Below are 6,419 nucleotides of genomic sequence, written 5' to 3'. Positions count from 1 at the left end.
CGCGCATGAACAAGGCAGCGATCCAGGCCGGGCTTGCGCTGCCCGAGCCCCTCATGTCGATCTCGCACGAGACGATCTACTGCGCCATCTATGCGATGCCGCGCAATACCCTGCGCACTGAGCTGGTCGGCCTGCTGTGTCAGTGGCACTCCAATAATCCCCAGTTGTGGCATCTGAAATTTCCCCACCCATCGACAACGCAAAGGAGCGAGAGATGGAAAAGGAAAAGCAGCGCGCCGGGCGAGCAGGCGCAGGTCGACTGGGGCCAGGTCAAGGTGCGACTTGGCGAGCAGCCCAGCCGGGTGCACGTGTTCGTGATGACGCTGGGGTACAGCCGCAGAGGCTATGCCGAGGGCTACCTGAACGAGCGCATGGACAGCCTGCTGTCGGCGCACGAGCGGGCCTTCGCGCACTTCGGCGGGGTCTGCCAGACGCTGCTGTACGACCGCATGCGCACGGTGACCATCGGCACGAGCGAGGACGATGGCCAATGGGTCATCCGCCACAAGGGCAAGGTCGTGGCCGAGCACACGGTGCTCAGCGGCCGCGCGCAGCTCAGCGTGCTGCCCGAGCACGGCCCTGGAGCCATCCCGCGCAACCAGCGCCAGCGCTTTGCGGTGGTCGCCGATCGGCCGGCCCCAGCGCAGTCTGATCGCGACGTCGAGGTCCGCGATCTCGGTGTCTACGACCAGTTGCTCGACGCCGTGCGGGAGGCCGCATGATGACCAGCACCACCCGCACCCCGAAGATCGCCCAGGCGGTCATGCCGCCCTCGGCCATGACGACCCCGGCGCAGCTCGAACGGCTGGGCGAGCACCTGCGCAAGCTGCGCCTGCTCAAAAGCGGCGAGAGGCTCGAAGCGCTGCTGTAGCACGCTGCCGCCCAGGAGCAGCCCTACGCCGAGTTCCTGGAGCAGGTGCTGGGCGAGGAGGTGGCGGCCAAGACCAGCAAGAACATCGCCATGCGCACGGCCATGGCCCGCTTGCCGTTCGTCAAGCCGCTGGAGACCTTCGAGTTCGACTACCAGCCCTCCATTGACCGCAAGCAGGTGCAGGCGCTGGCCAGCTGCCACTTCATCGAGCACGGCGACAACGTGATCGTGCTCGGGCCGCCGGGCGTGGGCAAGACGCACCTGGCGGTCTCACTGGGTCTAAAAGCCATCGGCAACGGCTACCGAGTGCTGTTCACAACCGCAGCCAACCTGATCGCCGTGCTGACGCGGGCGCACGCAGAGGGACGGCTGGACGAGAAGCTGAAGGTCTACGCCACACCCAGGCTCTTGATCATCGACGAGATCGGCTACCTGCCCATCGATCGACTGGGGGCCAACCTGTTCTTCCAACTGATCAGCCGGCGCTATGAGCGCGGTCCCATGATCCTGACGAGCAACCAGAGCTTCTGCGCGTGGGGTGACGTCTTTGGCGATCGGGTCATCGCCACGGCCATCCTGGACCGGCTGCTGCACCACGCCGTGACGCTGAACATCCGGGGCAACTCGTACCGGCTGAAGGACAAGCTGAAAGCCGGCCTCATTCGGACCCACGACAACGAGGGTCCACAACCGGGTGGGGAAATTTAGATTGCCGCGAGTGGGGAAAATTGAAATGCCCTTGACACCTGCTGCGCAAGAGCCACAAGGCCCGCCTGCCACGCGCCCGCGGCACTGCCCGCAAGGGGGGCCTGCCCAACATGACCAACATCAGCCTGCGACCGCCMGAGGTGGCCGCGCGCATCGTGCCCGGGCACTGGGACTGATCAAGGGSGCCATGAACCGCTCCTCRGTGGGCACGCTGGTCGAACGCCTGAGCCGCTACACCATGCTGGTCAAGCTCGATGGCAACACCGCGCAGGACGTGCTGGAGGGCTTCAAGCGCCGCCTCAAGAGCATCCCTGAGAGCCTGCGCAAGACCATGACGTACGACCAGGGCTCGGAGATGGCGCTGCACGAAACGCTCAGTGCTCAGTTGAACATGGACATCTACTTCTGCGACCCGCACAGCCCCTGGCAGCGCGGCTCCAACGAGAACGCCAACGGCCTGGTGCGCGAGTTCCTGCCCAAGGGCATGGACCTCAGTCAGGTGAGCCATCAGCAGCTCACCGCCATCGAGCACATGCTCAACCACCGTCCGCGCAAAATCCTCAACTTCCACTCCCCGCATGAAGTGTCCTCGCAACTCACTGCGGATCTCATTGCCGGCGTTGCACTTCAAGTTTGAAACCGCCCAGTTGTAGTGATGTTGCCATTGCGCCAACGCAGCAGTGCGCTGGGCCGAGTTCTGGTAAGTCCATCCATAGGCCCACTCTCGCAGTGCCGACTGGATGAAGCGCTCGGCCTTGCCGTTGGTCTGCGGCATGTAAGGCTTGGTGAAACTGTGCTTGATGCCCAACTCCTCGCAGGCTTGGCGGAACTCGCGTGAACGCAACGCTGAGCCGTTGTCCGTGAGAAGGCGCTGCACGGTCACGCCCATCGCGGCGTAGTACGCCACAGCGCTTCTCAGGAACAGGACCGCCTGCGCCTGCTTCTCGTCAGGGTGCATGGCCGTGAAGGCCAGCCGAGCGTGATCATCGACGGCCACGAACAGCGTCTCCCAGCCTGCGCCATCGACCGAGTCGCGCCGATTGCCTGTCACGCGATGGCTCGGACGCACGATACGGCCCAGCTTCTAGGTGTCGATGTGCAGCAGCTCGCCTGGTGCCTCGCGCTCGTAGCGCACCACAGGTTCGGCCGGTGCCAAGTCGATGAGCTTGGACAACCCCGCTCGGGCCAGCACCCGACTGACCGTGGAGGGCGACACGCCGACACTGCGGGCAAGGCTGGAGTGCAGCATGCGCCGGCGTCGCAGCTCGACGATGAGCAGTGCCTTGGCCGGCTCAATGGCTCGCGGCGAGTGCGCCGGGCGCGAAGAGGCATCAGCCATCGCCGCCTCGCCCCCAACCAGATAGCGCCCCAACCACTTCCTTGCCGTCAGCGGCGTCACGCCGTGATGTTCGGCGGCATCGGTGGCGCTAAGCCCACATTCAGTCATCTGTCTGACCATCTCCAGGCGACGGGCGTACGTCAATCGGGCATGCTTGTGGATGTTCATCCGGGCTCCGGGTTCTTGAGGAATGGGTGTTTGGCGAATTCCAGTCTCTCAGACCCAATCCGGATGAACACCGGATGCAACCTATTGAGTCCGCCCTGAACAATTCCGTTCTCAGCGGCAAGCGGGTTGGCCGTCACCAGGCGCGGCCAGCAGTGCAGCGATGACCGCCTGCATGGACAGCCGGATGCGAGCGCAACAAAGCCGCAGCGCGGCCGGGATCATTCGCAGGTTGTGCCCAGCACCGCACATCACCGCGTGAAGCGCATCGCCCAGCGCGCCTTTGAGCGGATTGCGGCCCAGCCGCCCGTCCATCTTCATGTGCCCGATGGCCGGCTCCACCGCCTGGCGCCGCTTGAGCCAGCGCCGCTGCTGATCCGTCTGGCTCAAGAACCTGCCCCGGTGGATGATCTGAACGCCTGGGTTGGCGGCGTCCACGCCTCGAAAACAGTTGCTCGTTCAACGTGTGGCCGCCATACGGGTTGCCAGTGAAGCTGCGCGCACCCACCATCAAAGCCTGCTTGTGCGTGACCGCCACGCTGACCTTCACGCCGAACTCTTAGTGCTTGCGGGCCTTGCCTTTGCCGATGCACTCCACTTCGGGCGCGTGCAGGGCGTACAGCTTGTTCTTGTCCTTCGGGCGCTGGCTGCGGATGCGCTCGGCGCGTTGCATCAGCGTTTGCAGATTCGTCGATGTCAGCGCCGTGGCCTCGCTGGCCTGCGCGATCATGCGCTGCACCTCGCGCAGCACGATGCCCAGGATCGTGCGCTGGCGTTTGACCACTTTGCGCAGGCGCTTGAACTGCTTGGCGTGGGCGTAGCCGCCGGCTTTGCGCCGCAGTGTCTTGCCCTCTTTGACGAAGGTCTGCTTCAGCGCAATGCCCGCGCGCTTGGCGGCAGCCACCACCTTGTGGCGTGCGATCTCCAGCAGCCGCGAGTCCACCGGATGGGCAATCGCTTTCTCTTGCACCGTGGTGTCCACGATCAGCCGCTCGAACTCCGCTGGCTTGATGGCATGGGAGGTCACCGCCGTGTCGATGCAGGGCAGGCGCGGCTCATAGAACCGCATGCCGCTGAAGTGCTGCCAGACGACGTTCTCGGCCCAGCGCTCCACCAGTTCCTCATCGCTGAGCCTATAGGCGTGCTTCAGGTACAGCAGGCTGGCCATCAGGCGGATGGGCAATCGCCGCCGGCCGGCAGCCGCCACACCAACGCCTGCGACCTGCAGCGAGGGTCCGAACAAATCGTTCTGCGCCACGGCACGCCCTTCGCGCCCCGGGCGGGCAAAGGGCGGTGCCAGTGCCGCCTCGATCCGCATTCACGGAAGCCGAGCGGCCAGCACCGCCAGCGGGCGGCGCGGATCCGATCATCTCGGCCAGCGGCTGGCGAAAGAAGTCGGCCTCGGACATCAGAAAAACTCCCAGAAATCAGAATCGGCTGTGAAGATTCTCGGGGGATCGAACACCCAGCGGAACTGGCGCAAACCCAGCGTTCACGCGGCTTGCGCAGGTTTTGCAGGGCCGACGACTTAGCGGGGTCGGTGTCAAACTCGGGGGGACCGAACACGGGCCGTTCGCGGTCTTCAGCAGCTCCGCTACAAGCGCGGCCTGAACCCATCTACCGTCGCACTGCACCCGACGCGCGCACACTGGGCGGCGATGCTCCAGCCGTACTGGTCTTGACCGCTGCGACCGCATCGGAAAACAGCCCTGCAGACAGCAGCAGATCTCAACGCATTCGAGCCCGCGTCTGGGCGCTGCCCTCCGGCAGCTTTACCGCACCGATCCCGCCCAAAAACAGATCCGCCACGATGGGCGCGATCGACGCATGGTCGAGCCGGCCGCCCGGCTTCATCCACGTGAACATCCAATTCACCATGCCGAACAGCAGCATGGTCAGCGGCTTGGCCAAGGCGTCGCTGGCCGTGCCCGGCCGCAGGGCGGCCACGGCGCGGGCGAAGCCGGCCACCACCTGGCGCTCCTGGTCCAGCACGCGCTCTCGGTCGGCTTCGTCCAGGAAGCGCACGTCGTCGGTCAGCACGCGGTGCGCGTCCTGCGCGCCAGCGTACTGCGCCACGATGCGGTAGATCAGCTGGCGCAGTTGCTCTTCGCCCGCCTCGGTCGAGGCCTCCACCTCGGCCACCAGCGCCGCCAGCTGGGCCACGTGCGTCTCGGCGATGCTGATGAGCAGGCTGCTCTTGTCCTTGTGGTAGTGGTAGAGCGTGGCCTTGGACAAGCCGCAGGCCGCGGCCACCTGGTTCATCGAAGTCGCGGGATAGCCGCGCCGCGCGAACAACTGCGCCGCTTGCGCCAGGATGAATTCGCTTTGGTCGTCGTAGCTGGCTGCTTTACCGCGCGGCATCGGATGACATTCCTGAGTTGAGATTTGAAAAGCCGGCCATGTTGCCCCAAAGCGCCAGGGTTAGCCCTAGGCGGCGTGTCTTGCGGCAAGTCAAGCTTTGATCATAAACTCTACCGACCGGTCGGTTGAAACTGTTTCACGCCGAATCGCCCTACAGACGAAAGAGACACGATGGCCGAGCCCCTGGTTCTCGTCAGCAATGCCGGCGCCGTGCGCACGCTGCGCCTGAACCGGCCAGCCGCGCTGAACAGCTTCACGACCGAACTGCATGGCGAACTGCTGGCCGCGCTCGAAGCCGCAGCCGCCGACCCGGCCGTGCGCTGCGTGGTGCTGACGGGCGCCGGCCGCGCGTTCTGCGCCGGCCAGGACCTGGCAGACCCGGCCGTCGCGCCCGACACCACGCCCGGTGCCGCGCCCAAGGACTTGAGCCAGGTCATCGCCAGGTACTACGCCCCGCTGGTCGCGCGGCTGCGCAGTATGCCGGTGCCGGTCGTGGCCGCCGTCAACGGCGTGGCGGCCGGCGCGGGCGCCAACCTCGCGCTGTGCTGCGACCTGGTGGTCGCAGCGCATTCGGCCAGCTTCATCCAGGCCTTCAGCAAGATCGGCCTCGTGCCCGACACCGGCGGCACCTGGCTGCTGCCGCGCCTCGTCGGCCCCGCGCGCGCGCTGGGCATCGCGCTGCTGGGCGACAAGCTGCCGGCCGAGGAGGCCGCGCGCATCGGCCTCATCTGGCAGTGCGTGGACGATGCCGCGCTGGCCGAGATGGCGGCGGCGCTCGCCACGCGACTGGCCGCCATGCCCACGCGCGCCCTGGTCGCCACGCGCGAAGCCATGAACGCCGCGCAGCAACTGGACCTGCCCTCCGCACTGGCCGAAGAGGCCAAGCTGCAAGGCCAGCTGGGCGCCTCGAATGACTACCGCGAAGGCGTGGAAGCCTTCCGCGCCAAGCGCGCGCCTGTCTTCACGGACCGCTGA

5 protein-coding genes and 3 pseudogenes are annotated in these 6,419 nt (G+C 66.1%); 5 read left to right on the top strand and 3 right to left on the bottom strand.

The window, feature by feature from the left end; genetic code table 11:
* Positions 1–53: 53 nt before the first annotated feature.
* From ASF43_RS28340 to ASF43_RS28330, 4 genes and pseudogenes are all read left to right on the top strand, one after another.
* A complete protein-coding gene (locus ASF43_RS28340) occupies positions 54–722 on the top strand; it encodes a DDE-type integrase/transposase/recombinase (RefSeq protein WP_235578399.1) in 669 nt (222 codons plus the stop codon).
* Positions 722–871: a hypothetical protein gene (locus ASF43_RS32375; RefSeq protein ID WP_369803358.1), complete on the top strand. Its 150-nt coding sequence runs from the start codon at positions 722–724 to the stop codon at positions 869–871. The genes ASF43_RS28340 and ASF43_RS32375 overlap by 1 nt, the downstream gene beginning before the upstream one ends.
* A gap of 15 nt (positions 872–886) precedes the next feature.
* Positions 887–1,579, top strand: a pseudogene (gene istB / locus ASF43_RS28335) (IS21-like element helper ATPase IstB); the annotation flags it as partial.
* A 187-nt stretch (positions 1,580–1,766) separates the two neighbouring features.
* A complete protein-coding gene (locus tag ASF43_RS28330) occupies positions 1,767–2,216 on the top strand; it encodes an IS30 family transposase (protein ID WP_056189219.1) in 450 nt (149 codons plus the stop codon).
* 6 nt (positions 2,217–2,222) lie between these two features.
* On the opposite strand, the pseudogene ASF43_RS28325 reads toward ASF43_RS28330, so the two are convergent.
* From ASF43_RS28325 to ASF43_RS28315, 3 genes and pseudogenes are all read right to left on the bottom strand, one after another.
* Positions 2,223–3,086 (bottom strand): annotated as a pseudogene (locus ASF43_RS28325) (IS481 family transposase); the annotation flags it as partial.
* A 111-nt stretch (positions 3,087–3,197) separates the two neighbouring features.
* Positions 3,198–4,492: pseudogene (locus ASF43_RS28320) on the bottom strand (IS5 family transposase).
* Positions 4,493–4,811: 319 nt separating this feature from the next.
* Positions 4,812–5,444: a TetR/AcrR family transcriptional regulator gene (locus ASF43_RS28315; RefSeq protein ID WP_056189217.1), complete on the bottom strand. Its 633-nt coding sequence runs from the start codon at positions 5,442–5,444 to the stop codon at positions 4,812–4,814.
* Positions 5,445–5,615: 171 nt separating this feature from the next.
* Between ASF43_RS28315 and ASF43_RS28310 the strand changes: the two genes are divergently transcribed.
* The gene (locus ASF43_RS28310; protein ID WP_056189214.1) at positions 5,616–6,419 is read left to right on the top strand and encodes an enoyl-CoA hydratase-related protein; all 804 of its coding nucleotides are present in this window, start codon (positions 5,616–5,618) and stop codon (positions 6,417–6,419) included.

Origin of the sequence: Pseudorhodoferax sp. Leaf267, from assembly GCF_001422405.1 — a bacterium.
Taxonomy (GTDB): domain Bacteria; phylum Pseudomonadota; class Gammaproteobacteria; order Burkholderiales; family Burkholderiaceae_C; genus Pseudorhodoferax.
This window is presented reverse-complemented; position numbering and strand designations above follow the sequence as displayed.